Below are 23,866 nucleotides of genomic sequence, written 5' to 3' on the forward strand. Positions count from 1 at the left end.
CTCGAAGGAGCTGATCCATGGAATGGCTGCACGAAACGTTCAAGAAGTCGCCCGAGATGGCGCTCTTTCTCTCGCTGGCGGTCGGCTACTGGATCGGCAAGATCAAGTTCGGCAAGTTCCAGCTCGGCGGCGTGGCCGGCTCGCTGCTGGTGGCGGTGATCGTGAGCCAGGTCGGCGTGCAGGTCGACGCCGGCGTGAAGGCGGTGCTGTTCGCGCTCTTCATCTATGCGGTGGGCTTCGAGAGCGGCCCGCAGTTCTTCAGCTCGCTGGGGCGGCAATCGATCAAGGAGATCGTCCTGGCCGCGGTCATGGCGGCCACCGGCCTGGCCACGGTGGTGGTCATGGCCAAGTGGTTCGGGCTCGACAAGGGCCTGGCGGCCGGCGTGGCGGCCGGCGGCCTCACGCAGTCGGCCATCATCGGCACGGCCGGCGACGCGATCGCCAAGCTCGGCCTCGACGCGGCCGAGACCGCGCGGCTGCAGGCCAACGTGGCGATCGGCTATGCCGTGACCTACGTGTTCGGGTCCTTCGGCGCGATCATCGTCTGCGTCAACCTGCTGCCCAAGTTCATGGGCCGCACCATCCGCGACGACGCGATCGCGGCCGAGACCGCGATGCAGGCCGGCGTGAAGGTGCTCGGTGCCGACCAGGAGGAAGCTGCGCCCTCGCTGGTGGGCCGCATCTACGAGCTCACGGCCGATCCGCAACGCACCGTGGCCGACATCGAGAACGCCGACCCGGCCACCACCATCACCATCGAGCGCGTCAAGCGCGACGGCCGCTTCGTCGAGGTCAGCCCCACGCTCGCGCTGCGCCGCGGCGACATCGTGCTGGCCGTCGGCCGGCGCGACGCGGTGGTGGCGAGCGCGCCGCTGCTGGGCAAGGAGGTCTACGCGGTCGAGGGCATGGAGCTCACCATGCACAAGCGCGACATCGTGCTGACCAACAAGGACTTCGAGCGCAAGACCGTGGCGCAGATCCGCGAGGCCACCGCGGGCGGCGTGCGCCACGGCATCTTCGTGGTGCAGCTGAGCCGCATGGGCCAGGTGCTGCCGATGCAGCCCGACACCGTGGTGCAGGCCGGCGACGTGGTCACGATCTTCGGCGCCGAGCAGGACGTCAAGCGCGTGGCCGCGATCGTCGGCGACGTGATCGTGCCGAGCGCCAAGACCGACTTCGTCTACCTCGGCGCGGGCCTGGTGGTCGGCCTGCTGGTGGGCCTCTTGAGCGTGAAGATCGGCAGCATCCCGCTCACGCTCGGCGCCGGCGGCGGCGCCCTGCTCTCGGGCCTGCTGTTCGGCTGGTACCGCGCGCGGCGCCAGACCTTCGGCGCGCTGCCGACCAGCGCCGTGCAGCTGCTCAAGGACCTGGGCCTGGCCGGCTTCGTGGTGGTGGTGGGGCTGTCGTCGGGCTTGCAGGCGGTGCAGACCGTCAAGGAGCACGGGCTCACGATCTTCGGCGTGGGCATGGTCGTGACCATCGTGCCGATGATCCTCACGATGCTGTTCGGCCGCTACGTGCTGCGCTATGCCAACACCGCGATCTTCGCGGGCGCGCTCAGCGGCTCGCGCAGCGCCAACCCGGCCTTCGGCGAGGTACTCGACAAGGCCGAGAACTCGATCCCCACCGTGCCCTTCGCGATCACCTACGCGCTGGCCAACGTGTTCCTCACGCTGCTCGGGCCGCTGATCGTCGCGCTGGTCTGAGCACGCCTTCCCTCTTCTTCCTTTCCTGCCTTACCCACAACCAAGGAGCCTTTCCATGGATTTCGGCGACGTGAAAAAACTCAGCGGCCTGAGCCCCTTCGAACTCAAGGACGCGCTGATCCAGGTGGCCAGCCAGGGCGACCGCCTGATGCTCAACGCGGGGCGCGGCAATCCGAACTTCCTCGCGACCACGCCGCGCCACGGCTTCTTCGCGTTCGGCGAATTCGCCATGACCGAGAGCGAGCGCTCCTTCGTCTACATGGAGGGCGTGGGCGGCTTCCCGCAGCGCGAGGGCATCGAGGCGCGCTTCGAGATCTTCACCAAGGCCAACGCGGGCCGGCCCGGCGTGCGCTTCATCGAGGCGGCCGTGTCGTACGTGCGCGACCAGCTCGGCCTGTCGGCCGGCGACTTCATCTACGAGATGTGCGAGGCGATCCTGGGCTGCAACTACCCGGTGCCCGACCGCATGCTGCGGCTCAGCGAGATCATCGTGGGCCAGTACATCCACAAGGAGATGATCGGCACCCATCCCTTCGTCGGCAGGTTCGACATGTACGCGGTGGAAGGCGGCACCGCCGCCATGACCTACCTGTTCAACAGCCTGCGCGAGAACGGGCTGCTCGAGCCCGGCGACACCATCGCGCTGGGCATGCCGATCTTCACGCCCTACATCGAGATCCCGCACCTCAACGACTACCAGCTGATCGAGGCGCTGATCGACGCGCCGTCCGAGAACGGCTGGCAGTACACGAAGAAGGAGCTGCAGAAGCTGCTCGACCCGAAGGTCAAGGCCTTCTTCCTGTGCAACCCGAGCAACCCGCCCTCGGTGAAGATCAGCGACGAGGTGCTGGGCGACATCGCCGACATCGTCAAGCAGCGGCCCGACCTGATCATCCTGACCGACGACGTCTACGGCACCTTCGCCGACGACTTCCGCTCGCTGTTCGCGATCTGCCCGCGCAACACCATCCTCGTGTATTCGTTCTCGAAGTACTTCGGCGCCACCGGCTGGCGCATGGGCGTGGTGGCCACGCACGAGGACAACGTGCTCGACCACCAGATCGCGGCCCTGCCCGAGGCGGCGCTGAAGGAACTCGACGCGCGCTACAGCTCGATCACCACCGAGCCGCGCCGGCTCAAGTTCATCGACCGGCTGGTGGCCGACAGCCGCACCGTGGCGCTCAACCACACGGCCGGCCTGTCGACGCCGGTGCAGGCGCAGATGGTGATGTTCTCGCTGTTCTGCCTGATGGACGAACCCGAGGCCTACAAGCACGCGATGAAGCGCATCGTGAAGCGGCGCAAGGAGGCGCTCTACCGCGAGCTCGGGCTGCCGCTGTCGGCCGACCCGAACTCGGTGAGCTACTACCACCTGCTCGACCTGCAGGAGATCGCCACCCAGATGTACGGCGAACGCTTCGGCGCCTGGATCGTGACCCAGCTGCAGCCCAACGAGGCGCTGTTCCGCATCGCCGAGGAGACCGGCATCGTGCTGCTGCCGGGCCGCGGCTTCGGCGGCAAGCATGCCTCGGGCCGGGTCTCGCTGGCCAACCTCAACGAGTACGACTACGCCAACATCGGGCGCTCGCTGCGCAAGCTGGCGTCGGAGTACTTCGCGCGCTTCGAGCAGCAGTCGGGCAAGGCCAGGCGCAGCAGCGATCCGGCGGTGTCGGCGGTGGTGGTGAAGCCGCGGAAGGCGGCGAAGGCCAAGGGCGGCAAGAAGAAGTAGGCTGCGAGGACCGACCGCTTCGCGCATGCCCTGGCTTCTTCTCGCCGCCGCTCTCTGCACCGCCCTCCACCTGGGCGCCATCGCGCTCGCGGCGATGCGCTTCGGCATCCCGATCCGCGAGATCCACTACGGCTGGGGCCCGACGCTGCTGCGCATCGGCCCGCTGCGGATCAAGCCGCTGGTGTTCGCGGGCTCGGTCGTGCTCAAGGACGGCGGGGCCGAAGGGCTCGAGGGCGATGCCAAGCGCGATGCGTTCGACAGCCAGCCGCGCACGACGCGGCTGCTGATCGGCTGCGCCGGGCCGTTCGCGCTGCTGACGCTCGCGCTGCTGGTGTCGCCCTTCGACGGCCTCGGGCAGGTCGGCAGCGGTTTCGTGCAGTACGTCGAGGGCGCGCTGTCGCCATTCGGGCAGGCGCAGCGGCTGCTGCGGCTCGCGGCCGAGGCGGCCGGCGGCCTGGACTTCGTGCCGCTGCTCGGCCTGGTCGCGGCGAAGACCGCCGCCTTCAACCTGCTGCCGCTGCCCGGCAGCAACGGCGGTTTCCTGCTGCAGGCCCTGTTCGAGCGCACGGCACTGGCGCGGCGCTGGCCGCCACAGGCCACGCAGGCAGCGCTGCTGCTGTTCCTGGGCTCGATGCTGTCGTGGCTGCTGGCCCTGGCGATCTACCTCGGGCCCTTGCTGGTTTGACCGCGCATCACGCCGGGCTGGCAGCCCGCCGCGCCCCAGCCTCCAGCCGCATCACCTTCCACGCGCACAAGGTCCCCGCCACCGCGAGCAGCGCCGCCAGCGCGAACATCGTGCGGTAGCCGAAGGCCTGCGCCACCGCGCCGCCCAGCAGCACGCCGAGCACGCCGCCGAAGCCGTAGCCGATGACGGTGAACAGCGCCTGGCCACGTCCGCGCAGCCGGCCCGGGAAGCGGCGCGACACCACGGCGATGCAGGTGGTGTGGTGGGCCGCGAAGCTCAGCGCGTGCAGCCACTGGGCCACGACCAGCGCGGCGATCCAGCCGCCGAGGCCGGCGGTCAGGCCCAGCCGCGCGACGGCCGCGATGCCGCACACCAGCATCCAGCGCGGCATCGGCAGCAGGCCGATCAGCCGGCCCTGCAGGAAGAACCAGACGATCTCGGCCACCACCGACAGCGCCCACAGCAGGCCGATGGTGCTCTTGCCGTAGCCGAGCGAATCGAGGTAGAGCGAGAAGAAGGCATAGACCGAGAAGTGCGACATCACCTGGAAGAACAGCGCCGCGAAGAACCACTGCACGACGCGGTTGCGCAGCACCGGGCCGATGGGTTCGCCGGGCGCGTCGTGCGCGGCCACGGGCTCGCGGCTGTCGGGCAGGCGCAGGGTGGCGAGCAGCACCACGGCCAGGGTGCCGGCTGCCCAGGCCGGGAAGTGCTTCATGCCGAAGCGGTCGAACCACTCGCCCGCGACGAACACGGTGACCAGGAAGCCGGCCGAGCCGCACAGCCGGATGCGCCCGTAGCGGCCCCAGTCGCCGGCCACGAGGTGCGCCATGGCGGCCTCGGTCAGCGACATCATCGAGCTGGTGTGGGTGAACATCAGCAGCAGCACCAGCGCGAGCCACCACGCGCCGCCGTTCCACCACAGGCCGAAGGAACTGAGCAGCGCGATCGCCGCGCTGATGCGCAGCAGCAGCACGCGCTGGCCCGTGTGGTCGCTGAGCGCCCCCCAGGCATAGGGCGCGAACACGCGCGTGACCGACTGCACCGAGGCCAGCAGGCTGATGGTGAAGATCGGCAGCCCCAGGTCCTTGAGCCACAGCGGCAGGTAGGGATTGAAGAAGCCGATGTGCGCGAAATAGCTGGCCGACAGGCCAGCGAACGCCAACAGGTGGCCGCGCCCGGCCACGGGTGGCGGCGTGGACACTAGAGGAAGGACGCCTGCGGCGACGTGGCCTGGGTCTTCTCGTTGTCGCCCTGCACGTCACCGCACTGGGCGCGGTGGCGCAGCGCATGGTCCATCACCACCAGCGCGAGCAGCGCCTCGGCGATCGGCGTCGCGCGGATGCCCACGCAGGGATCGTGGCGGCCCTTGGTGACCACCTCGACCGGGTTGTTGTTCACGTCGATCGACTGGCGCGGGCTGATGATCGAGCTGGTGGGCTTGATCGCGATGCTGACCTCGAGGTCCTGCCCCGAGCTGATGCCGCCGAGGATGCCGCCCGCGTTGTTGCTCAGGAAGCCGGTCGGCGTGATCGAGTCGCCATGGGTGGTGCCGCGCTGCGTCACGCTGTCCCAGCCGGCGCCGATCTCGACCGCCTTCACGGCATTGAGGCCCATCATTGCGTAGGCGATATCGGCATCGAGCTTGTCGTAGAGCGGCTCGCCGAGGCCGACGGGCACGCGGGTGGCCGTCACGCGCACGCGCGCGCCGCAGGAGTCGCCGGCCTTGCGCAGCCGGTCCATGTAGTCCTCGAGCGCGCTCACGTCGGCGATCGGCGCGAAGAACGGATTGTTCGGCACGTGGTCCCAGCTCTCGAAGGGGATCGCGATCTCGCCGATCTGCGTCATGCAGCCGCGGAACACCATGCCGAATTTCTCGGCCAACCACTTCTTGGCGACCGCGCCGGCCGCGACCGTGGGCGCGGTGAGCCGGGCCGAGGAGCGCCCGCCGCCGCGCGGGTCGCGAATGCCGTACTTCCTGTGGTACGTGAAGTCGGCGTGGCCCGGGCGGAACTGCTGGGCGATCTGGCCGTAGTCCTTGCTGCGCTGGTCGGTGTTCTGGATCAGCAGCGCGATCGGGGTGCCGGTGGTCTTGCCCTCGTACACGCCCGAGAGGATCTGCACCGCGTCGGGCTCGTTGCGCTGGGTGACGTGGCGGCTGGTGCCGGGACGGCGGCGGTCGAGGTCGGCCTGGATGTCGGCTTCGCTCAGTGCCATGCCCGGGGGGCAGCCGTCGATCACGCAGCCGATGGCCGGGCCGTGGGATTCCCCGAAATTGGTGACCGCGAAGAGATGTCCGAAGGTGTTGCCGCTCATGGGCGGGGATTATCCCCCGCAAAGCGGGGCCGGACGGCGCGGCGCCCGAATGCCCGAGGGCAACGCCCGCGCGGCCTATTCGGTGGCGCCCTCGAGCCGACGCGCCAGCGCGCCGAGCTGAAGCTCGATCGAGAACAGCCGCTCGTTGAGCACCGCGGTCTGCAGCCGGATCGCCTCGACGATCGCGCGGGCCTGCGGATCGGGCGTGTTGTCGACCAGCTCCGCGAGGTCGTGCAGCTTCTTGCGCAGTTCGTTGCTCATGGACTCTCCGTGGGGTTCGTTCGGTGACGCGGCCAGTATGGGCCCGGCCCGGCCTCAGGGCAACGCATCGGCCGCGGCGGGCCGGGTTTGTCCCGAGCGGCGCATGACCACGGCCAGCAGCCCCGCGATGGCCAGCAGCACCACCACGCCGATGCCGGCCATCAGGTGCAAGCCGCGCAGCAGCGCCGTGCGCGCATCGGCCAGCAGTTCGGCACCGGCCGCGCCGCCGAGCTGCCCGGCCAGCGCCACGGCACCGCCGAGCGTGCTGCGCGCGGCCTCGGCCGCGGCGGCATCGCCGAGCGAGGCCGGCACGGCGTCGGCCATCATGGCGCGGTAGACCGCCGCGCCCACGCTGCCGAGGATGGCAATGCCCAGCGCGCCACCGAATTCGGAACTCGTTTCCGAAATCGCCGAGGCCACGCCCGCGCGCTCGGGCGGCGCGCTGCCCACCACCAGGTCGGTCGACAGCGTGAACACCACCGCCAGCCCGAGCGAGGACACGACCATGCTGCCCACCAGCAGCGCCAGGCCGCCCTGCACCGGCAGCGCGATCAGCAGCGCGAAACCCAGCGCCGCGACCACCAGTCCGCCGGTCATCGCATGCACCGGCCGCACGCGCCGCGTGAGCGCGGGCGCGGCCATCGAGCCCACGATGAAGGCGCCCGCGCTGGGCACGCTCCACAGGCCGGCCTGCAGCGGCGACAGCCCGAGCACCATCTGCAGGTACTGGGCCTCGTAGAGGAACAGCCCGAACATCACGAAGCACGACAGCATGTAGGCGCCCAGCGCCACGCTGAAGGCCGGCGCGCGGAACAGCCGCAGGTCGATCATCGGATCGGCCAGCCGGCGCTGGCGCCGCACGAACAGCCAGCCGATGGCCAGCCCCACCACGATGGCGGCGAGCGACAGCGCGCTCGCGCCGTGCTCGGCCGTCTGCTTCACGCCGTAGATGGCCGGCAGCACCGCGCCCAGCGAAAGCGCCACGCTCGCGAGGTCGAGCCGCGCGGCCTCGGGGTCGCGGTACTCGGGCAGCAGCACGGGGCCGAGCACCAGCAGCAGCACCATCACCGGCACGCCGACCAGGAACACCGAGCCCCACCAGAAGTATTCGAGCAGCACGCCGCCGACCACCGGGCCGATGACCGCGCCCGCTGAGAAGCTCGAGATCCAGACGCCGATGGCCAGCGTGCGCTGACCGGGATCGAGGAACATGTTGCGGATCAGCGAGAGCGTGGACGGCGCCAGCGTCGCGCCGGCCACGCCGAGCAGCGCGCGGGTGGCGATCAGCATGTTGGCGCTGCTCGAGAAGGCCGCCAGCACCGAGGCCAGGCCGAAGGCCACGGCGCCGATCAGCAGCAGCCGGCGCCGCCCGATGCGGTCGCCCAGCGTGCCCATGGTGACCAGCAGGCCCGCGACCAGGAAGCCGTAGATGTCGACGATCCACAGCAGCTGCGCCGCCGTCGGCTTGAGTGCCTCGCTGATCGCGGGGATCGCGAGGTTCAGCACCGTGAGGTCCATCGAATAGAGCATGCACGGCAGCGCGATGACGGCCAGGCCGGTCCATTCGCGCACCGTGGCGCGCGGCGGCGCGGCGCCGCTCATCGAGGGCCCTCGGGGCCGGGGCCGAACGAGAGGATCGGCCGCAGCTCGATGCTGCCGTTGCGCGCGGACGGGATGCCGGCCGCGATCCTCAGCGCTTCCTCCTCGCTGCCGGCCTCGACCAGGTAGAAGCCGCCGAGCTGTTCGCTGGTCTCGGCGAAGGGGCCGTCGGTCACGGACAGCCGGCCGCGGCGCATGCGCACGGTGGTGGCGGTCTCGGCCGGCTGCAGGGCCTCGGCCTCGACCAGCTGGCCGCGCGCGCGCAACTGCGCGTCGTAGTCGATGTGCTCCTGGATGTAGTGCGCCATGTCGAGCGGCGGAGCCTCGGTTTCGTAGATCAGGCAAAGGTACTTCATGCCGCATTCCCCTCGGCGGCGTCCATGCTCTGGATCGGACGGACTTCGATGCTGCCGTGGCGCGCCATGGGGATGTGGCCCGCGAGCTGGATCGCGACGTTGAGGTCGCGCGCCTCGATCAGGATGAAGCCGCAGAGCTGCTCGCGCACCTCCGCGAAGGGCCCGTCGACGTGCGAGGCCTTGCCGTCGCGCACGCGCACGACCTTGGCGGACCTGGCGCTCGCCAGCACGTCGGCGGCGATGAAGTGGCCGTTCTTCTCGAGCTCGCGGTCGTAGGCCATCGAGTCTTCGTCGAGCGCGCGCCGCTCGTCCGGCGACAGGATGGCGAACAGGGCCGGGTCGCAGTGGACGAGGCAGAGGTATTTCATGCGGAATCTCCTTTCGGATGGAATGAGGACACCACTGGTCGATCGGCGAGGCGCCGGATCGACATGCGGGCGCGACGAACTGCAAATATTTCTAGCCGGGCAAGGACGCCAGTTGCCGCGCGAGGAACTGCCGCTCGGGCTGCTGCCGGGCCAGGGCGAGCGCGCGCTCGTAGGCGCCGCGCGCCTCGCCGAGCCGGCCGAGGCGGCGGCACAGCTCGGCCCGCGCGCCATGCGCGAGGTGGTAGTCGGCCAGCTCGCCGCGCGCGAACAGCGCATCGACCAGCGCCAGGCCCGCGGCCGGGCCGTCGCGCATCGCGATCGCGGCCGCGCGGTTGAGTTCGGCCACGGGCGAGGGATCGAGCCGCAGCAGCACGTCGTAGAGACCGACGATCTGCGCCCAGTCGGTGGCCTCGGCACGCTCGGCCTCGGCATGGACCGCGGCGATCGCCGCCTGCAGCGCATAGGGGCCGAAGCGGCGCGAGCGCAGCGCGCGCTCCACCAGCGCGGCGCCCTCCTCGATCTGCGCGCGGTGCCAGAGGCCGCGGTCCTGCCGGTCGAGCAGCACGATCTCGCCCTGCGCCGAGGTGCGCGCGGCACGGCGCGCATCGTGCAGCAGCATCAGCGCCAGCAGGCCCAGCGCCTCCGGCGCGGCCTCGGCGCCGGGCAGCAGCTCGACCAGCAGCCGGCCCAGCCGGATCGCCTCGGCCGAGAGGTCGGCGCGCGTCAGGCTCTGGCCCGAGGAGGCCGCATAGCCTTCGTTGAAGACCAGGTAGACCACGCGCAGCACCGCATCGAGCCGTTCGGGCAGCTCGGTGCGCGTGGGCACCTGGTAGGGAATGCGCGCGTCGCGGATGCGGGCCTTGGCGCGCACGATGCGCTGCGCGATGGTCGGCGCGGGCACCATGAAGGCGCGCGCGATCTCCTCGGTCGCGAGTCCGCAGACCTCGCGCAGCGTGAGCGCCACCTGGGCATCGGGCGAAAGGACCGGATGGCAGCAGGTGAAGACCAGCCGCAGGCGGTCGTCCTCGAGTTCGTCGGTGTCGGCGTCCCAGCCCGGCGCGGGGTCGGCCAGCGCCTCGGCGCGCTCGGCCGATTCGTCCCAGGGCGAGAAGCGCGCCTGGCGCCGGATGGCGTCGATCGCCTTGAAGCGCCCGGCCGACACCAGCCACGCGCGCGGGTTCGCGGGCACGCCCTGCGCCGGCCACTGCTCGAGCGCGGCGCGGAAGGCCTCGTGCAGCGCCTCCTCGGCGCGGTCGAAATCGCCGAGCAGGCGCACCAGCGTGGCGAAGATGCGGCGCGATTCGCCGCGATAGACCGCCTCGAGCGTGGCGCGCACCGGGTCCGTCATGCGGCGGGTTCCGGCCTGCCCAGCCAGCGCTCGAGCCGCAGCATCGAACCGGTCCAGCCATGCTCGTGGCCCTCGCGCGCGGCCTGGTCGAAGAACTGCTCGTGCAGCAGCTCGAGCTCGCAGCCGGTGCCGGCCGCATCGGGCTCGATGCGCACCGTGACGCGCGATTCGCGCTCGGGCGTGCTGCGCCAGGCCCAGCTGAAGACCAGCCGGCGCTGCGGCACGATCTCGAGGTAGGTGCCGCTGACGTCGTGCGTCTCGCCGTCGGCCGCGAGCATCGCCACGCGGAAGCGCCCGCCCACGCGCAGGTCGACCTCGGCATGCGGCACCGCGACGATCTCCTCGGGGCCGAACCAGTGCTTCAGCGCCTGCGGGTCGGTCCACGCGCGCCAGACCTTGTCGGGCGCGATGGCGTAGTGGCGGCGGAGGGTGAGGGAGGGACGTCCGGTGTTGGGGCTGGCAGGTTCCGCCATTCGGTTTGCTCCTGGTGGTAGAGAAAGCGCGCCAAGGCATCGAGGCGCCCGGTCCAGAACTTCTCGTAGCGCGACAGCCACACGGCGGCCTCCTGCATCGGCCGCGGCGAAAGCTCGCAGCGCACGACCCGGCCTTCCTTCGTGCGCGAGATCAGCCCCGCGTCCTCGAGCACGCGCAGGTGCTTCATGAAGCCCGTGAGCGACATCGCATGCGGCGCGGCCAGCTCGGTCACGCTGAGGCTGCGCTCGCCCAGGGTCTCGAGCACCGCGCGGCGCGTCGAGTCGGCGAGCGCGGCGAACACGGCATCGAGGTCGGCGGGCGCGGCGGCATCTGAGTGAACCATGCGGTTGAGTATCTGGAGCCCGCGCGCCAGCGTCAAGGCATGGGGATATTCGCGGGCGATCCGGGAACGCTTTATGCGTGCTGCGGCGCAGCATCCCCACCCCACTCGCCGCAAAGGAGCTTCCATGCTGGACCGTACCGCCACCCAGTTCTCCCACGTCAAGCCGGGCGACACCGAATTCGTCTCGGGCGGACTGCGCGACTTCTTCCTCTACCGCGACCTCGGCGTGGCCGCCGCCACCAACGGCAAGGTGATCGCGCACCTCGTCAAGGCCAACATGGCACCGGAAGCGGGCACCGGCTGGCATCGCCACGAGGCCGACTTCCAGATCGTGATCATGGTCAAGGGCTGGGCCCGCTTCATGTACGAGGACAAGGAAACCCTGGTCGAGGCCGGCGACGTGGTGCACCAGCGCCCCGGCATCCGGCACTACCTGTTCGACTACTCGCCCGACATGGAGTACCTGGAGATCGTCTCGCCGGCCGATTTCAAGAGCGTGGACGTGGAGCCGGTGTGCGAGATCCCGCCGCCGACCCCCTGGGCCTGAGCCCCCGGAAACCGGCTTTCGCCACCGTCCTACGGACGGCGCGCGAACCTGCCCGATAGACTGCGCCCTCGTCTCGCAAAACCGATAACAACCGAGGAGAGAGAGCATGAGGATCCCCATGGCCCGCCTGTCGGCGGGCGTCCTGTTCGCGTTCGCCGTCCTGGCCGCCGGCCTCGCCGCCGCCGCGCCGCCTTCCAATCCCCCCAGTTCCGCCGCCGTGCCGGCCAACTCGCTCGAAGCCGAGCAGGAGGCCGCCTTCAAGGCCGCGCGCGCGGTGCAGAAGACCGGCCCGGCCGACATCGCCCTGCGCGACCAGGCCCACCTGAAGCTGCCGCCCGGCTATGTCTGGGTGCCCACGCCGGCCGCGGCGCAGCTCATGCGCAGCATGGGCAACCGGGTCGACGACAGCTTCCTCGGCGCGGTGTTCCCGAACAACGACGCCGACTGGTTCGCCGTGGTGAAGTTCGTGAAGGAGGGCTACATCAAGGACGACGACGCCAAGGACTGGAACGCCGACGACCTGCTCAAGAGCCTCAAGGAAGGCACCGAGGCCGCGAACGAAGAGCGCGCCAAGCGCGGCATCCCGGCGATCGAGGTCACGGGCTGGGCACAGAAGCCGCAGTACGACGCCTCCGTGCACCGCCTCGTGTGGTCGGCGCTGTCGAAGCACAAGGACGAGCCCTCGGGCAGCCAGGGCGTCAACTACAACACCTATGCGCTGGGACGCGAGGGCTACATCAGCCTGAACCTCGTGACCAACGCCAACGACCTCGAGAAGTACAAGCCCGACGCGACCCAGTTGCTGGCGGCGCTGCAGTACGACGACGGCAAGCGCTATGCCGACTTCGATGCCTCCACCGACAAGGTCGCGGCCTATGGCCTCGCGGCGCTGGTGGCGGGCGCGGCGGTCAAGAAGCTCGGCCTGTTCGCGGTGATCGCGGCCTTCCTGGCCAAGTTCGCCAAGATCATCGCGGTGGCGGTGGGCGGCGCACTGTGGGGCGCGGGCAAGCTGTTCCGGCGCAAGGAGAAGGCGCCGGTGGCGAGCGAGACGCCGGCCGGCGGGCTGCCGCCGACGAATCCGCCCGCGGCCTGAGCGCGCGCGGGCCGTGGTCAAGCTGCTGCTCCTGCTGCTGAGCGCGGGCAAGCTCGGCAAGCTGCTGCTCACCGGCGGCACCATGCTGCTGTCGGTGGTCGCCTATGCCTTCGTCTTCGGCTGGCGCTACGCGGCGGGCTTCGTGGCGCTGATCTTCATCCACGAGATGGGCCACTTCCTCGCGGCGCGCCAGCGCGGCCTGGACGTGGGCGCGCCCACCTTCATTCCCTTCGTGGGCGCCTGGGTCGAGCTCAAGGACCAGCCGCACGACGTCGAGACCGAGGCCTGGGTGGGCTTCGCCGGGCCGCTGCTCGGCAGCCTGGCCTCGCTGGCCTGCTACTTCCTCGCGCGCGAGAGCGACAGCCGGCTGCTGCTGGCGCTCGCCTACGCGGGCTTCTTCATCAACCTGTTCAACCTGATCCCGCTCTCGCCCTTCGACGGCGGCCGCATCACCGCGGTGCTCACGCCACGCGTCTGGCTGCTCGGGGTGCCGGTGCTGGTCGCCCTCTTCTTCTGGCGGCCGAGCCCGATGCTGGTGCTGGTGGCCGTGCTGGCGGCGCCGCAGGTGATGCGGGCCTGGAAGTACGACCCCGAGGATCCGGCCAACCGGCAGTACTACGCGGTGTCGGCCGAGACGCGGCTGACCTACGCCGTCTACTACATCGGGCTGGTGGCCTTTCTCGCGGTGATGGCGCACGACACGCACGAGATGCTCGGCCCGGCGCGCCTGGCGGGCGGCTGAGCGCCGCCGCGTCTCAGGACGCGCCGAAACGCGGCGCGCGCTTCTGCAGGAAGGCCGCCACGCCCTCGCGCGCATCGGCGCTGCCGGCGCGCTCGCGCAGCAGGCGGTGCTCGAGCGCCAGGTGCGCCTCGAGCGTGCGGCCCGGCGCCTCCGCGCACAGCGCCTTGATCGCGGCGAAGGACCCGGGCGCGCCCGCGGCCAGCCGTCGTGCCAGCGCCTCGCCGGCCGCGGCCAGTTCGGCGTCGGGATGCAGCGCATCGACCGCGCCGGCCGCCAGGCAGCGTTGGCTGTCGATGGGCTCACTGAGCATCAGCCACTGCTGCGCGCGCAGCACCCCGATGCGCCGCGCGAGGAACCACGAGCTGCCCGCGTCGGGCGACAGGCCAATGGCCGCGTAGCCGGTGCGCAGCTTCATCGACTCGGCCGCGAGCACGAAGTCGCCGGCCAGCGCGAGCCCCACGCCCGCGCCGCCGACCGCGCCGTTGAGCACGGTCACGAGCGGCGCCGGGCCGTTCACCAGCCGCAGCAGCGCCGGGTGCAGGGGATCGAGGATTTCATCGACCAGCGCGGGCAGGTCTTCCCCGGCCGCGACGAACTCCTCGATGTCGCCACCGGCGCAGAACACGCGCCCCTCGCCGGTCAAAAGCACCACGCGCGGCGCGGCCGCCAGCACCTCGTCGATCGCGCGCACCAGCGCGCGGCTGCTCGCGGCGCCGATCGCGTTGGCGCGCTCGGGACGGCGCAGCACGATGCGGCCGATGCCCTCCTCCACCGACCAGGCGATGCCCTGCTCGAGCGGCATCTCAGATGCCCGTGAGGCCGCCGGTGCACATCAGCGTCTGGCCGCTGACGTAGTCCGACTCGGGAATGCACAGCAGGTAGACCGCGCCGGCCGCCTCCTCGGGCGTGCCGCCTCGGCCCAGCGGAATGGTCTGCTCCATCATCGACAGCAGGCCAGGGTTGATGCCGACCTTGATCTCGCGGCCATCGATGTTGGCGGTGGTCGCGTCGGCCGCGCTCGCGGTCAACCGGGTCTGGATGAAGCCGAAGGCCACGCAATTCACGGTGACGTTCATGCGGCCCCATTCCTTGGCCAGCGTCTGCGTCATGCCGACGATGCCGGCCTTGGCGGTCGCGTAGTTGGCCTGGCCCGCGTTGCCGAACAGCCCGGCCACCGAGGAGATGTTGACCACCTTGCGCACGGTGCGCCGGCCGGCCTCGGTCTCGGTCTTCGAGAGCTGGCGGATCACCGGCTGCGCCGCGCGCAGGATGCGGAACGGCGCCGTGAGGTGCACGTCGAGCATGGCGTACCACTGCTCGTCGGTCATCTTCTGCACCACGCTGTCCCAGGTGTAGCCGGCGTTGTTGACGATGATGTCGAGGCCCTGGAACTCGCTGACCGCGGTGCCGACGAAGCGCTCGGCGAAGTCGGGCGCGGCCACGCTGCCGTTGCAGGCCACGGCCTGGCCGCCGGCGGCGCGGATGGCCTGCACGGTCTCGTCCGCGGGGCCGGCGTCGAGATCGTTGACCACCACGCGCGCGCCCTCCGAGGCGAGCTTGAGCGCGATCGAGCGGCCGATGCCGCGGCCCGAGCCGGTGATGAGGGCGACCTTGCCTTCGAGTCTGGATGTCATGTCTGGATGTCTTTCTTCGTTGGGTCTTCAGGCGAGCGCCACCAGCGCTTCGCCCGCGATGCGCACCTGGCCATGCTGGTTGGTGCTGCTGACTTCCACGCGCACGCAGCGCTCGCCGTCGCGCTCGAGCTTCTCGACCACGCGGCCCGTGCAACGCACCGCATGGCCCAGGTGGGTCACGCCCTGGAAGCGCACGTCGAAGCGGCGCAGCTTCGACTGCGGCGCCCACTGCGTGAGCAGCCGGCCGAGCCAGGCCATGCCCAGCATGCCCTGCGCGAACACGTCGGGCATGCCGGCGCGGCGCGCGAAGTCGATGTCGATGTGGATCGGGTTGTGGTCGCCCGAGGCGCCCGCGAACAGCGCGAGCGTGGTGCGGTCGACCGGCGGCAGTTGCAGCGGCGGCAGTTCGTCGCCGACCTGCACGGTGTCGTGGTTGGGTGCGGTCATGGGGTTCCTCGGGCTCAATGCCGGCAGACGATCACGGTGCGCAGCTCGGCCACCAGTTCGTCGCGCTGGTTGGTGGCGCGCGAGCTCTTCACCACGAACTCGAGCGCGCCGTTCTTCTTGTCGTAGATGTCGGTGATGGTCGAGCGCACCGTCACCGTATCGCCCGCGCAGGCCGCGCGGTGGTAGCTGAAGCCCTGCTCGCCGTGCAGCAGCTTGGCCAGCGGTATGCCCAGGTCGGCCAGCAGCCGGTTGGACGCGCCCGAGTCGAGCTCGGCCGCGAACAGGAAGGTGGGCGGCGCGGGCAGGTCGGCATAGCCGGCATCGCGCGCGGCGGCGGGGTCGGTGTAGACCGGATCGGTCTCGCCGATCGCCTTGGCGAAGAACTGCAGCCGCGTGCGCTCCAGCGGCAGCACCGAGGCGGGCAGCTCGTGCCCGATCCATTTCCTGTCGATCATGGCGGGGCCCTTCTTCAGACGCGTTCGTAGAGCGTGACCACGCAGGCGCCGCCCAGGCCCAGGTTGTGCTGGAGCGCGAGCCGCGCGCCCTCGACCTGGCGCTTGTCGGCCGTGCCGCGCAGCTGCTGGACCAGCTCGGTGCATTGCGCGAGGCCGGTGGCGCCCAGCGGATGGCCCTTGGACAGCAGGCCGCCCGAGGGGTTGGTGACGACCTTGCCGCCGTAGGTGTTGTCGCCGTCGAGCACGAACTTCTCGGCCCCGCCCTCGGGGCACAGGCCCAGCGCCTCGTAGCTGATCAGCTCGTTGTGCGCGAAGCAGTCGTGCAGCTCGACCACGTCGATGTCCTGCGGGCCGACGCCCGCCGCCTCGTAGACCTTCTGCGCCGCCTCGCGCGCCATGCTGAAGCCGACCACCTCGCGCATGTCGCGCGCCTCGAAGCTCACGGGGCGGTCGGTGGTCATGGCCTGGGCCTTGATGCGCACGCCGCGGTCCAGGCCGTGGCGCTGCGCGAACCCGGCCGAGCAGACGATGGCGGCGGCCGCGCCGCAGGTCGGCGGGCAGGCCATCAGCCGCGTCATCACGCCGGGCCACATCACGGGCGTGGCCAGCACCTCGTCCTCGGTCACGACGGTGCGGAACAGCGCCACCGGGTTGTTCGATGCATGGCGGCTGGCCTTGGCGCGGATCTTCGCGAAGGTCGACAGCTGCGTGCCGTACTGCTGCATGTGGGCCAGCCCCGCGCCGCCGAAGTAGCGCAGCGCCAGCGGCACCTGCTCGTTGCCGACCAGCTCGTCGGTGATGGCCTCGAATCGGTCGAAGGGGCTGGGCCGGTCATCGAACACCGCGCCCAGCGCGCCCGGGCTCATGTGCTCGAAGCCGAGCGCGAGCACGCAGTCGGCCGCGCCGCTGGCCACGGCCTGGCGCGCGAGGAACAGCGCGGTCGAGCCGGTCGAGCAGTTGTTGTTGACGTTGACCACCGGGATGCCGGTCATGCCGACCTCGTAGAGCGCGCGCTGGCCGGCCGTGGAGTCGCCGTAGACATAGCCCACGTAGGCCTGCTGCACCTGCTCGTAGCCGATGCCGGCATCGGCCAGCGCCGCGTTGAGGGCCTGCGCCGCCATCTGCGGATAGGGCAGGTTCGCGCCGGGCTTGGTGAAGGGGATCATGCCGACGCCGACGACATGCACATCCTGGGTCATGGGAATTCCTCTCTGGGTGTTGAAGCGAAAACGAAGAGATCAGGCGATCGCGCGCTGGCGATCCTTCCAGAACGGCTCGCGCAGCTTGGTCTTGAGCACCTTGCCGGCGCCCGAGAGCGGCAGCGCCTCGACCAGCGCCACGCTGCGCGGGCACTTGTAGCCCGCGATCAGGGTCTTGCAGTGCGCGATCAGCTCGTCGGCCGTGACCGGCTGCCCCGGCTTGGCGACCAGCACCGCATGCACGGCCTCGCCCCACTCCTCGCTCGGGATGCCGATGACCGCGCAGGCCGCGACCGCCGGATGCTGGGCGATGGCATTCTCGACCTCGGCCGAGTAGATGTTCTCGCCGCCGCTGATGATCATGTCCTTCATGCGGTCGACCACGAAGATGAAGCCGTCGTCGTCCATGTAGGCGCCGTCGCCGGTGTGCATCCAGCCCTCGCGCACCGCGGCGGCCGTCTGCTCGGGCTTGTTCCAGTAGCCGAGCATCACGTTCGGCCCGCGCACCGCCACCTCGCCCACCGTGCCGCGCGGCACCTCGGCGCCCTCGGCATCGACGATGCGCACCTCCATGCAGAAGCTCGCGCGGCCGGCCGAGCGCAGCTTGCCGGCCTTGCGGCCCTCGACCGTGTGGTACCAGGCGGGGTTGATGGTGGCCACCGGCGACAGCTCGGTCATGCCGTAGGCCTGCACGAAGTCCACGCCCGGCAGCGCCGCCATCGCGCGGTTGAGCACGGCCTCGGAGATCGGCGAGGCGCCGTAGGCGATGCCGCGCAGGCTGCCGAGCTCGCGCGGCCTGTCGCGCATGGCGGGATGGTCGACCAGCATCTGGATCATGGTCGGCACCAGCAGCGTGTGGGTCACCCGCTCGCGCTCGATCGCGTCGAGCACGGCCTCGGGGTTGAACATCGGGATCACCACGTGCGTGTTGCCCTGGAACCAGTGCGGCCCCGAGATGCCCATGTCGGCCAGATGGAACATCGGCGCCGCATGCAGGTAGCAGCCCTCGGCCGGCGCCATGCCCTCGGCCTGGGCGGCCAGCGCCGAGGCGCAGAGGTTGGCGTGGCTCAGCATCACGCCCTTGGGAAAACCCGTGGTGCCGCCGGTGTAGAAGATGCCGGCGAGGTCGTCGCCATGGCGATAGGCGTCGGGCACGGGCGTCGCGCTGTCGAGCAGTGCCTCGTAGCCGAGCATGCCGGCCGGCACCGCGCCGTCGCCGCAGTAGATCAGCTCGCGCAGGGTGGTGGACTGGCCGCGCAGCTGCTCGGCGGCGGCGCGGAAGGCGTCGTCGACCAGCAGGATCTGCGAGCCCGAGTCCTCGAGCGAATAGAGGATCTCGGCCGGCGACCAGCGGATGTTGCAGGGATTGAGCACGCCGCCGCCCCAGGGCACGGCCATCTGGTATTCGAGGTAGCGGTCGGAATTGAGCGACAGCATCGCGACCCGGTCGCCGTTCTTCATGCCGAGCTTCTGCAGCGCGCCGGCCAGCCGCGCGATGCGCTCGCCGAAGGTGCGGAAGCTGGTGCTGCGGCTGCCGAAGCGCACCGCGGTCTTGTCCGGTTTCTGCTGCATCGCGCGGTGCAGCGCCTGGGTCAGGTACATGGTGGCTCGTCTCCTAATCGTTGGTCTTGTCGGCACGCCTTTGCAGGTCTTTTTCTGGCGTGGACGCATGGTAGAAATCCGGGCCCGGGCCGGCGATTGCGCTTCGCTTCGTTCGCATTGCAGAAAACGTCAATCGACGGCCCGCCGCGTCCCGTGTACGGTCGAATCGCCCTCCTCCATGCTGCAACCGCCCGTCACCATCCCGGTCGCCTTCGTCGAAGGCATGCTCTCCGGCATCCGCGCCCGGGGCACCGCCGCGCCCATCGACATCGATCGAGCGCTGGAAGACGCCGGCGTGCCGCCGCCGCTGCTGTCCGAGCCGGGCGCGCGCGTCACGGCCGAGCAGTACGTGGCGCTGTTCGCGCTCTTGATGGACCGGCTCGACGACGAGTCGCTGTGCTTCCTCACGCGCCGGATGCGCCGCGGCAGCCTGGCGCTGATCGCGCGCTCCACGCTCGGCGCCCCCGATTTCGGCCATGCGCTGCGCCGCGTGGCCCACACCTTCAGCCTGCTGCAGGACGACCTGCGGCTGGTGCTGCTGCGCGAGGGCGAGCTCGCGGGCTTCGGCATCGCGATCGAGAACCCCGCGATCGGCCACCAGAACTTCCTGCACGAGCTGATGCTGCGCGTGTACTGGCGCCTGCTGGCCTGGCTGCATGGCGGGCGGCTGGCCGCGCGGCGCTTCGACTTCGGCTTCGCGCTGCCGCCCTACGCGGCCGGCTATGCCAAGGTGTTCCCGGGCACCTTGCGCTTCGGCCAGCCCTGCTCGGCCGTGTGGTTCGACGCCGAGGCGCTGCGCACGCCGATGCACCGCGACGCGCATGCGATCCGCGACTTCCTCGCGGCCTCGCCCGGCAACGTGATCCTGCCGCGGCTGGCCGAACAGCCCATCAGCGCCAGGGTGCGCGAGATCCTGCAGCAGAAGCGCCCGGCCTGGGCCGACCTCGCGACCGTGGCCGCCTGCCTGCACATGTCGGTCAGCACCCTGCAGCGCCACCTGGCGACCGAGAGCACCTCGTTCCAGGCACTCAAGGACCAGCTGCGACGCGACGTGGCGATCGTGCGGCTGGCCACCAGCGCCGTGCCGCTGGCGGCGCTGGCCGCGGAACTGGGCTTTGCCGACAGCGCGGCCTTCCAGCGCGCCTTCAAGACCTGGACCGGTGGCGCGCCGGGTTCGTACCGCCGCCGCGTGGCCGCGGCCGGCGGTGGCGATTCCCTGCCGGCGCCCTGAGTTTTCAGAAGCTTCCGGAACGGCCGCAAGGCCCGGGCGACAATCGCCCCATGCCTCCCACCTCCGACCTGCCCCCGCTCAACCGCCAGTTCGTCGCCCATTTCGGCGAGATGGGCAGCAAGTGGGGCATCAACCGCACCGTCGGCCAGATCTACGCGCTGATCTTTCTCTCGGAACGTCCGCTCAATGCCGACGAGATCGCCGAGCTGCTGGAGTTCTCGCGCTCCAACGTGAGCATGGGCCTGAAGGAGCTGCAGGCCTGGCGCCTGGTGCGCCTGCGCCACCAGCCCGGCGACCGGCGCGAATACTTCGAGGCGCCGTCGGACGTGTGGGAGATCTTCCGCGTGCTGGCCGAGGAGCGCCGCCGCCGCGAGATCGAGCCCACGCTCTCGATGCTGCGCAATGCCCTGCTCGAGTCGCCCCACAGCGAGGCCGAGCGCCATGCCCAGGAGCGCATGCGCGAGATGCACGACCTGATCGACCGGCTCATGAAGTGGTTCGACGACGTGCAGCGGCTGTCGCCCGAGACCGCGATGCAGCTCATGGGCATGGGCTCGACCGTGACCAAGGTGCTGACGCTCAAGGACCGGATCACGGGGGGTGCATCGAGGAAGAAGAAGCCTGCGACGGATTGAGGCTGTCAATACGGGGACAAGGACGCGAAGGACGCAAAGATTCCGCGAAGGTCGCGAAAGAAGACATTTGAAATTTCTTCCTTGACCCTTTTGCGTTCTTCGCGAAACCTTCGCGCCCTCTGCGTCCGGCTGTCCGCTTTCAGAGCCTTTCCTGCCCCTCCGGCGTTTCAGGCATCTCGAATTTCTCCTTGCGGATGGCGTCGTCGGCCATCAGCTCGAACCACATCGCGTTGAGCACCGCGAAGGCGGCCGCCAGCGGCAGGCCGAGGATCCAGGCGAAGTACCACATCGTTCTATTCCTTTCTTGCGATCAGTACGCGTGACCGCGTTCCTCGCGGATCGCCTTCTCGTCGACCTTGCCCCACAGCACGTGGTAGACCCAGGTCGTGTAGGCCACGATCAGCGGGATGAAGATGGCCGTGACCACCAGCATGATGAACAGCGTGAGGTGGCTCGAGGACGAGTCCCACACGGTGAGGCTGGCGCGCGGATCGATGGAGGACGGCAGGATGAACGGGAACATCGAGGCGCCCACGCTCAGGATGATGCCGGCGATGCCGAGCGCGCCGGCCAGCAGCGCGAGCAGTTCGCGCCGCAGCGCGAGCCCCATCAGCGCCAGCAGCGCGCCCGCGAAGCCGGCCACCGGCGCGGCCAGGGTCCAGGGGTGGGCCGCGTAGTTCGCGAACCAGGCACCGGCCTGCAGCTCGACCGTCTTGAGCAGCGGATTCGACGGCCCCACGGTATCGACCGCGCTGGTGATGCGGTAGCCGCCGACGGCCGAGGCCATCCAGAAGCCCGCCGCCGCGTAGAGCACGATGGTGGCGGCGGCCGCGACCATGCCGTAGCGGCGCGAGCGCTCGGCCACGGGCCCGGCGGTCTTCAGCTGCAGCCAGGCCGCGCCGTGCATCGCCATCATCGCCACCGACACCAGCCCGCACAGCAGCGCGAAGGGGTTGAGCAGTCCGAGGAAGCTGCCGTCGTAGTGGATGTGCATGTCGGTCGCGAAGCGGAACGGCACGCCCTGCAGCACGTTGCCCACCGCCACGCCGAAGATCAGCGCGGGCACCAGGCCGCTGAAGAACAGCACGCCGTCCCAGCGCGCGCGCCATTGCGGCGACTCGCGCTTGCTGCGGAACTTGAAGGCCACCGGCCGCAGGATCAGCGCCGAGAGCACGACGAACATCGCGAGGTAGAAGCCGGAGAACGAGACGGCGTAAAGCTGCGGCCAGGCCGCGAACACCGCGCCGCCGCCGAGGATCAGCCAGACCTGGTTGCCTTCCCAGACCGGGCCCACGCTGTTGATGACGAGCCGGCGCTCGATGTCGTTGCGCGCCGCGAACGGCAGCAGCATGCCGCTGCCGAGGTCGAAGCCGTCGGTGACGGCGAAGCCGACCAGCAGCACGCCGATCAGCGCCCACCAGATGAAGCGCAGGGTGTCGTAGTCGAGGAGTGTGTGGAGGATCATGCGGCGCTCCCGGTGGTCGAAACGGCGTGGGCGGGCGGAACGTGCGAACGCGCGTCGCCCTCGTCGGGCGAGTGCTCGGCGACCGGCCCCTTGCGGATCGCCTTGACCATCAGCTTGAGCTCGATGACCAGCAGCACGGTGTAGATGGCGACGAAGCCCGCGAGCGTGAACAGCACCGACTTGATGCCGATGTTCGAGACCGCCACCGCGGTCGGCAGCACGCCCTCGATCACCCAGGGCTGGCGGCCGAACTCGGCCACCAGCCAGCCGGCCTCGGCCGCGATCCACGGCAGCGGGATCGCGATCACCGCGGCCTTGAGCAGCCAGCGGTGGCGGTCCAGCGTGCGGCGCGCCGACAGCACGAAGAAGGTGCCGGTCAAGAGGATCAGCAGCATGCCGATGCCCACCATGATGCGGAACAGCCAGAACAGCGGCGCCACCTGCGGCACCGTGTCCCAGGCCGCCTTGGCGATCTGCTCGTCGGTGGCCTGGCGCGGATCGTCCACGTAGCGCTTGAGCAGCAGCGCATAGCCCATGTCGACGCCGTTGTTCTCGAAGGCGTCGCGCACGCCCTGCGTGACCGGCTTGCCGCCGGCCTCGCGAATCTTCTGCAGCGCGTCGTAGGCCTTGATGCCCTCGCGGATGCGCGCCTCGGCGCGCTTCACGAGCTCGTCGATACCCGGGATCACGGTGGTGAGCGAGCGCGTGCCGATCAGCCCCATCACGCCCGGGATGTGGATCGCGTAGTGGGTCTCGCGCGCGGCCTGGTCGGGAAAGCCGAAGGCGGTGAAGGCCGCGGGCGCGGGCTGGGTCTCCCACATGGCCTCGATGGCCGCGAGCTTCATCTTCTGGTGCTCGGTCGAGAGGTAGCCGCTCTCGTCGCCGAGCACCACCACCGACAGCGAGGCCGCGAGGCCGAAGGAGGCAGCCACCGTCATCGAGCGCTTGGCGAGCTCGATGTGGCGGCCCTTGAGCAGGTACCAGGCCGAGATGCCCAGCACGAACACCGCCGCGCAGACATAGCCGGCCGACACCGTGTGCACGAACTTGGCCTGCGCCACCGGGTTGGTCAGCACGGCGGCGAAATCGGTGACCTCCATGCGCATGGTCTGCGGATTGAAGGCCGCGCCCACCGGGTTCTGCATCCAGCCGTTGGCGATCAGGATCCACAGCGCCGAGAAGTTGGAGCCGATGGCCACGGCCCAGGTGGTGGCGAGGTGGCCGACCTTGGAGAGCCGGTCCCAGCCGAAGAAGAACAGGCCGACGAAGGTCGCCTCCATGAAGAAGGCCATCAGGCCCTCGATGGCCAGCGGCGCGCCGAAGATGTCGCCCACGTAGTGGCTGTAGTAGCTCCAGTTCATGCCGAACTGGAACTCCATCACCACGCCGGTGGCGACGCCCATCGCGAAGTTGATGCCGAACAGCACGCCCCAGAATTTCGTCATGTCGCGCCAGATCACGCGGCCGGTCATGACATAGACGGTCTCCATGATGGCGATGACGATCGAGAGCCCCAGCGTCAGCGGGACGAAGAGGAAGTGGTAGAGCGCCGTGACGGCGAATTGCAATCGCGACAAGGCGACGATGTCGAGGTCCATGGTGGCTTCCTTTGTGTTCCCTGTGTTCTTCGT

26 protein-coding genes are annotated in these 23,866 nt (G+C 70.1%); 8 read left to right on the forward strand and 18 right to left on the reverse strand.

Features of this window, described 5'->3' with window-relative positions; translation table 11 throughout:
• Positions 1-17 precede the first annotated feature (17 nt).
• Genes aspT through AC1HIL_RS24590 form a run of 3 tightly spaced genes read left to right on the forward strand, consistent with a single transcriptional unit; the run spans position 18 to position 4,120 of the window.
• The gene (gene aspT / locus AC1HIL_RS24580; RefSeq protein WP_479670247.1) at positions 18-1,706 is read left to right on the forward strand and encodes an aspartate-alanine antiporter; all 1,689 of its coding nucleotides are present in this window, start codon (positions 18-20) and stop codon (positions 1,704-1,706) included.
• A gap of 55 nt (positions 1,707-1,761) precedes the next feature.
• Complete coding sequence (locus tag AC1HIL_RS24585; protein WP_479670248.1) at positions 1,762-3,435, forward strand: bifunctional aspartate transaminase/aspartate 4-decarboxylase; 1,674 nt, start codon at positions 1,762-1,764, stop codon at positions 3,433-3,435.
• Between the two features lie 25 nt (positions 3,436-3,460).
• Positions 3,461-4,120: a site-2 protease family protein gene (locus AC1HIL_RS24590; RefSeq protein ID WP_479670249.1), complete on the forward strand. Its 660-nt coding sequence runs from the start codon at positions 3,461-3,463 to the stop codon at positions 4,118-4,120.
• A gap of 7 nt (positions 4,121-4,127) precedes the next feature.
• Here AC1HIL_RS24590 and AC1HIL_RS24595 read toward each other — a convergent pair whose 3' ends face one another.
• The 9 genes from AC1HIL_RS24595 to AC1HIL_RS24635 all read right to left on the reverse strand — a co-directional run bounded on the left by AC1HIL_RS24595 (position 4,128) and on the right by AC1HIL_RS24635 (position 11,185).
• Positions 4,128-5,324, reverse strand: a complete 1,197-nt coding sequence (locus AC1HIL_RS24595) for an MFS transporter (RefSeq protein ID WP_057595785.1) — start codon at positions 5,322-5,324, stop codon at positions 4,128-4,130.
• On the reverse strand, positions 5,324-6,436 hold the full coding sequence (gene aroC, locus AC1HIL_RS24600) for a chorismate synthase (protein WP_057595786.1): 1,113 nt from the start codon (positions 6,434-6,436) through the stop codon (positions 5,324-5,326). The genes AC1HIL_RS24595 and aroC overlap by 1 nt, the downstream gene beginning before the upstream one ends.
• 75 nt (positions 6,437-6,511) lie before the next feature.
• Positions 6,512-6,697, reverse strand: a complete 186-nt coding sequence (locus AC1HIL_RS24605) for a hypothetical protein (RefSeq protein WP_093355843.1) — start codon at positions 6,695-6,697, stop codon at positions 6,512-6,514.
• 54 nt (positions 6,698-6,751) lie between these two features.
• The gene (locus tag AC1HIL_RS24610; RefSeq protein ID WP_479670250.1) at positions 6,752-8,299 is read right to left on the reverse strand and encodes an MFS transporter; all 1,548 of its coding nucleotides are present in this window, start codon (positions 8,297-8,299) and stop codon (positions 6,752-6,754) included.
• Complete coding sequence (locus AC1HIL_RS24615) at positions 8,296-8,652, reverse strand: YciI family protein (RefSeq protein WP_261216487.1); 357 nt, start codon at positions 8,650-8,652, stop codon at positions 8,296-8,298. The genes AC1HIL_RS24610 and AC1HIL_RS24615 overlap by 4 nt, the downstream gene beginning before the upstream one ends.
• The gene (locus AC1HIL_RS24620) at positions 8,649-9,020 is read right to left on the reverse strand and encodes a YciI family protein (protein ID WP_479670251.1); all 372 of its coding nucleotides are present in this window, start codon (positions 9,018-9,020) and stop codon (positions 8,649-8,651) included. The genes AC1HIL_RS24615 and AC1HIL_RS24620 overlap by 4 nt, the downstream gene beginning before the upstream one ends.
• A 91-nt stretch (positions 9,021-9,111) precedes the next feature.
• Entirely contained in the window at positions 9,112-10,368 is a 1,257-nt protein-coding gene (locus AC1HIL_RS24625) for an RNA polymerase sigma factor (protein ID WP_479670252.1), read from the reverse strand.
• The gene (locus AC1HIL_RS24630) at positions 10,365-10,841 is read right to left on the reverse strand and encodes an SRPBCC family protein (RefSeq protein ID WP_479670253.1); all 477 of its coding nucleotides are present in this window, start codon (positions 10,839-10,841) and stop codon (positions 10,365-10,367) included. Before AC1HIL_RS24630 ends, AC1HIL_RS24625 begins: the two co-directional genes overlap by 4 nt.
• Positions 10,730-11,185: an ArsR/SmtB family transcription factor gene (locus AC1HIL_RS24635; RefSeq protein ID WP_261216542.1), complete on the reverse strand. Its 456-nt coding sequence runs from the start codon at positions 11,183-11,185 to the stop codon at positions 10,730-10,732. The genes AC1HIL_RS24630 and AC1HIL_RS24635 overlap by 112 nt, the downstream gene beginning before the upstream one ends.
• A gap of 124 nt (positions 11,186-11,309) precedes the next feature.
• On the opposite strand from AC1HIL_RS24635, the gene AC1HIL_RS24640 reads away from it, so the two are divergent.
• The 3 genes from AC1HIL_RS24640 to AC1HIL_RS24650 all read left to right on the forward strand — a co-directional run bounded on the left by AC1HIL_RS24640 (position 11,310) and on the right by AC1HIL_RS24650 (position 13,567).
• Complete coding sequence (locus AC1HIL_RS24640) at positions 11,310-11,732, forward strand: cupin domain-containing protein (RefSeq protein WP_057595793.1); 423 nt, start codon at positions 11,310-11,312, stop codon at positions 11,730-11,732.
• A gap of 106 nt (positions 11,733-11,838) precedes the next feature.
• Positions 11,839-12,825 (forward strand): DUF2167 domain-containing protein, encoded by a 987-nt coding sequence (locus tag AC1HIL_RS24645; RefSeq protein WP_479670254.1) that lies wholly within the window; start codon positions 11,839-11,841, stop codon positions 12,823-12,825.
• Between the two features lie 13 nt (positions 12,826-12,838).
• Positions 12,839-13,567: a site-2 protease family protein gene (locus AC1HIL_RS24650; protein ID WP_413763020.1), complete on the forward strand. Its 729-nt coding sequence runs from the start codon at positions 12,839-12,841 to the stop codon at positions 13,565-13,567.
• A gap of 13 nt (positions 13,568-13,580) precedes the next feature.
• On the opposite strand, the gene AC1HIL_RS24655 is transcribed toward AC1HIL_RS24650, so the two are convergent.
• The 6 genes from AC1HIL_RS24655 to AC1HIL_RS24680 are packed head-to-tail and all read right to left on the reverse strand — an operon-like array spanning position 13,581 to position 18,904.
• Positions 13,581-14,369: an enoyl-CoA hydratase-related protein gene (locus tag AC1HIL_RS24655; protein WP_479670255.1), complete on the reverse strand. Its 789-nt coding sequence runs from the start codon at positions 14,367-14,369 to the stop codon at positions 13,581-13,583.
• Position 14,370: 1 nt separating this feature from the next.
• Entirely contained in the window at positions 14,371-15,201 is an 831-nt protein-coding gene (locus AC1HIL_RS24660) for an SDR family NAD(P)-dependent oxidoreductase (RefSeq protein ID WP_093355812.1), read from the reverse strand.
• Between the two features lie 27 nt (positions 15,202-15,228).
• Entirely contained in the window at positions 15,229-15,648 is a 420-nt protein-coding gene (locus tag AC1HIL_RS24665; protein ID WP_261216469.1) for a MaoC family dehydratase, read from the reverse strand.
• Positions 15,649-15,662: 14 nt separating this feature from the next.
• Positions 15,663-16,103 carry a MaoC family dehydratase N-terminal domain-containing protein gene (locus AC1HIL_RS24670; protein ID WP_057595798.1) on the reverse strand — a complete coding sequence of 147 codons (441 nt, stop codon included), beginning with the start codon at positions 16,101-16,103 and terminating at the stop codon, positions 15,663-15,665.
• A gap of 14 nt (positions 16,104-16,117) precedes the next feature.
• Positions 16,118-17,302, reverse strand: coding sequence for a lipid-transfer protein (locus AC1HIL_RS24675; protein WP_479670256.1), 1,185 nt, complete (start codon positions 17,300-17,302; stop codon positions 16,118-16,120).
• 39 nt (positions 17,303-17,341) lie between these two features.
• Positions 17,342-18,904: a long-chain-fatty-acid--CoA ligase gene (locus AC1HIL_RS24680; RefSeq protein ID WP_479670257.1), complete on the reverse strand. Its 1,563-nt coding sequence runs from the start codon at positions 18,902-18,904 to the stop codon at positions 17,342-17,344.
• Between the two features lie 178 nt (positions 18,905-19,082).
• On the opposite strand from AC1HIL_RS24680, the gene AC1HIL_RS24685 reads away from it, so the two are divergent.
• Together AC1HIL_RS24685 and AC1HIL_RS24690 are read left to right on the forward strand one after the other, a co-directional pair.
• A complete protein-coding gene (locus tag AC1HIL_RS24685) occupies positions 19,083-20,135 on the forward strand; it encodes an AraC family transcriptional regulator (RefSeq protein WP_261216462.1) in 1,053 nt (350 codons plus the stop codon).
• A 50-nt stretch (positions 20,136-20,185) separates the two neighbouring features.
• Positions 20,186-20,770 (forward strand): GbsR/MarR family transcriptional regulator, encoded by a 585-nt coding sequence (locus AC1HIL_RS24690; protein ID WP_057595802.1) that lies wholly within the window; start codon positions 20,186-20,188, stop codon positions 20,768-20,770.
• A gap of 139 nt (positions 20,771-20,909) precedes the next feature.
• Here AC1HIL_RS24690 and cydX read toward each other — a convergent pair whose 3' ends face one another.
• From cydX to AC1HIL_RS24705, 3 genes are read right to left on the reverse strand one after another with little or no spacing between them, the layout of a single operon-like run.
• Positions 20,910-21,059, reverse strand: a complete 150-nt coding sequence (cydX, locus tag AC1HIL_RS24695; protein ID WP_057595803.1) for a cytochrome bd-I oxidase subunit CydX — start codon at positions 21,057-21,059, stop codon at positions 20,910-20,912.
• A 21-nt stretch (positions 21,060-21,080) separates the two neighbouring features.
• A complete protein-coding gene (cydB, locus tag AC1HIL_RS24700; protein WP_479670258.1) occupies positions 21,081-22,235 on the reverse strand; it encodes a cytochrome d ubiquinol oxidase subunit II in 1,155 nt (384 codons plus the stop codon).
• A complete protein-coding gene (locus AC1HIL_RS24705) occupies positions 22,232-23,833 on the reverse strand; it encodes a cytochrome ubiquinol oxidase subunit I (protein ID WP_057595805.1) in 1,602 nt (533 codons plus the stop codon). Before AC1HIL_RS24705 ends, cydB begins: the two co-directional genes overlap by 4 nt.
• Between the last annotated feature and the right edge of the window lie 33 nt (positions 23,834-23,866).

This window comes from Variovorax sp. ISS6 (assembly GCF_056523145.1).

Coding starts and splice junctions, on each gene's coding strand:
- AC1HIL_RS24605 (WP_093355843.1), bottom strand. CDS start 6,697: ATGAGCAACGAACTGCGCAAGAAGCTGCACGACCTCGCGGAGCTGGTC.
- cydX (WP_057595803.1), bottom strand. CDS start 21,059: ATGTGGTACTTCGCCTGGATCCTCGGCCTGCCGCTGGCGGCCGCCTTC.
- AC1HIL_RS24645 (WP_479670254.1), top strand. CDS start 11,839: ATGAGGATCCCCATGGCCCGCCTGTCGGCGGGCGTCCTGTTCGCGTTC.
- AC1HIL_RS24685 (WP_261216462.1), top strand. CDS start 19,083: ATGCTGCAACCGCCCGTCACCATCCCGGTCGCCTTCGTCGAAGGCATG.
- cydB (WP_479670258.1), bottom strand. CDS start 22,235: ATGATCCTCCACACACTCCTCGACTACGACACCCTGCGCTTCATCTGG.
- AC1HIL_RS24670 (WP_057595798.1), bottom strand. CDS start 16,103: ATGATCGACAGGAAATGGATCGGGCACGAGCTGCCCGCCTCGGTGCTG.
- AC1HIL_RS24640 (WP_057595793.1), top strand. CDS start 11,310: ATGCTGGACCGTACCGCCACCCAGTTCTCCCACGTCAAGCCGGGCGAC.
- AC1HIL_RS24665 (WP_261216469.1), bottom strand. CDS start 15,648: ATGACCGCACCCAACCACGACACCGTGCAGGTCGGCGACGAACTGCCG.
- aroC (WP_057595786.1), bottom strand. CDS start 6,436: ATGAGCGGCAACACCTTCGGACATCTCTTCGCGGTCACCAATTTCGGG.
- AC1HIL_RS24625 (WP_479670252.1), bottom strand. CDS start 10,368: ATGACGGACCCGGTGCGCGCCACGCTCGAGGCGGTCTATCGCGGCGAA.
- AC1HIL_RS24585 (WP_479670248.1), top strand. CDS start 1,762: ATGGATTTCGGCGACGTGAAAAAACTCAGCGGCCTGAGCCCCTTCGAA.
- AC1HIL_RS24655 (WP_479670255.1), bottom strand. CDS start 14,369: ATGCCGCTCGAGCAGGGCATCGCCTGGTCGGTGGAGGAGGGCATCGGC.
- AC1HIL_RS24620 (WP_479670251.1), bottom strand. CDS start 9,020: ATGAAATACCTCTGCCTCGTCCACTGCGACCCGGCCCTGTTCGCCATC.
- AC1HIL_RS24680 (WP_479670257.1), bottom strand. CDS start 18,904: ATGTACCTGACCCAGGCGCTGCACCGCGCGATGCAGCAGAAACCGGAC.
- AC1HIL_RS24635 (WP_261216542.1), bottom strand. CDS start 11,185: ATGGTTCACTCAGATGCCGCCGCGCCCGCCGACCTCGATGCCGTGTTC.
- AC1HIL_RS24660 (WP_093355812.1), bottom strand. CDS start 15,201: ATGACATCCAGACTCGAAGGCAAGGTCGCCCTCATCACCGGCTCGGGC.
- AC1HIL_RS24610 (WP_479670250.1), bottom strand. CDS start 8,299: ATGAGCGGCGCCGCGCCGCCGCGCGCCACGGTGCGCGAATGGACCGGC.
- AC1HIL_RS24630 (WP_479670253.1), bottom strand. CDS start 10,841: ATGGCGGAACCTGCCAGCCCCAACACCGGACGTCCCTCCCTCACCCTC.
- aspT (WP_479670247.1), top strand. CDS start 18: ATGGAATGGCTGCACGAAACGTTCAAGAAGTCGCCCGAGATGGCGCTC.
- AC1HIL_RS24675 (WP_479670256.1), bottom strand. CDS start 17,302: ATGACCCAGGATGTGCATGTCGTCGGCGTCGGCATGATCCCCTTCACC.
- AC1HIL_RS24615 (WP_261216487.1), bottom strand. CDS start 8,652: ATGAAGTACCTTTGCCTGATCTACGAAACCGAGGCTCCGCCGCTCGAC.
- AC1HIL_RS24690 (WP_057595802.1), top strand. CDS start 20,186: ATGCCTCCCACCTCCGACCTGCCCCCGCTCAACCGCCAGTTCGTCGCC.
- AC1HIL_RS24705 (WP_057595805.1), bottom strand. CDS start 23,833: ATGGACCTCGACATCGTCGCCTTGTCGCGATTGCAATTCGCCGTCACG.
- AC1HIL_RS24590 (WP_479670249.1), top strand. CDS start 3,461: ATGCCCTGGCTTCTTCTCGCCGCCGCTCTCTGCACCGCCCTCCACCTG.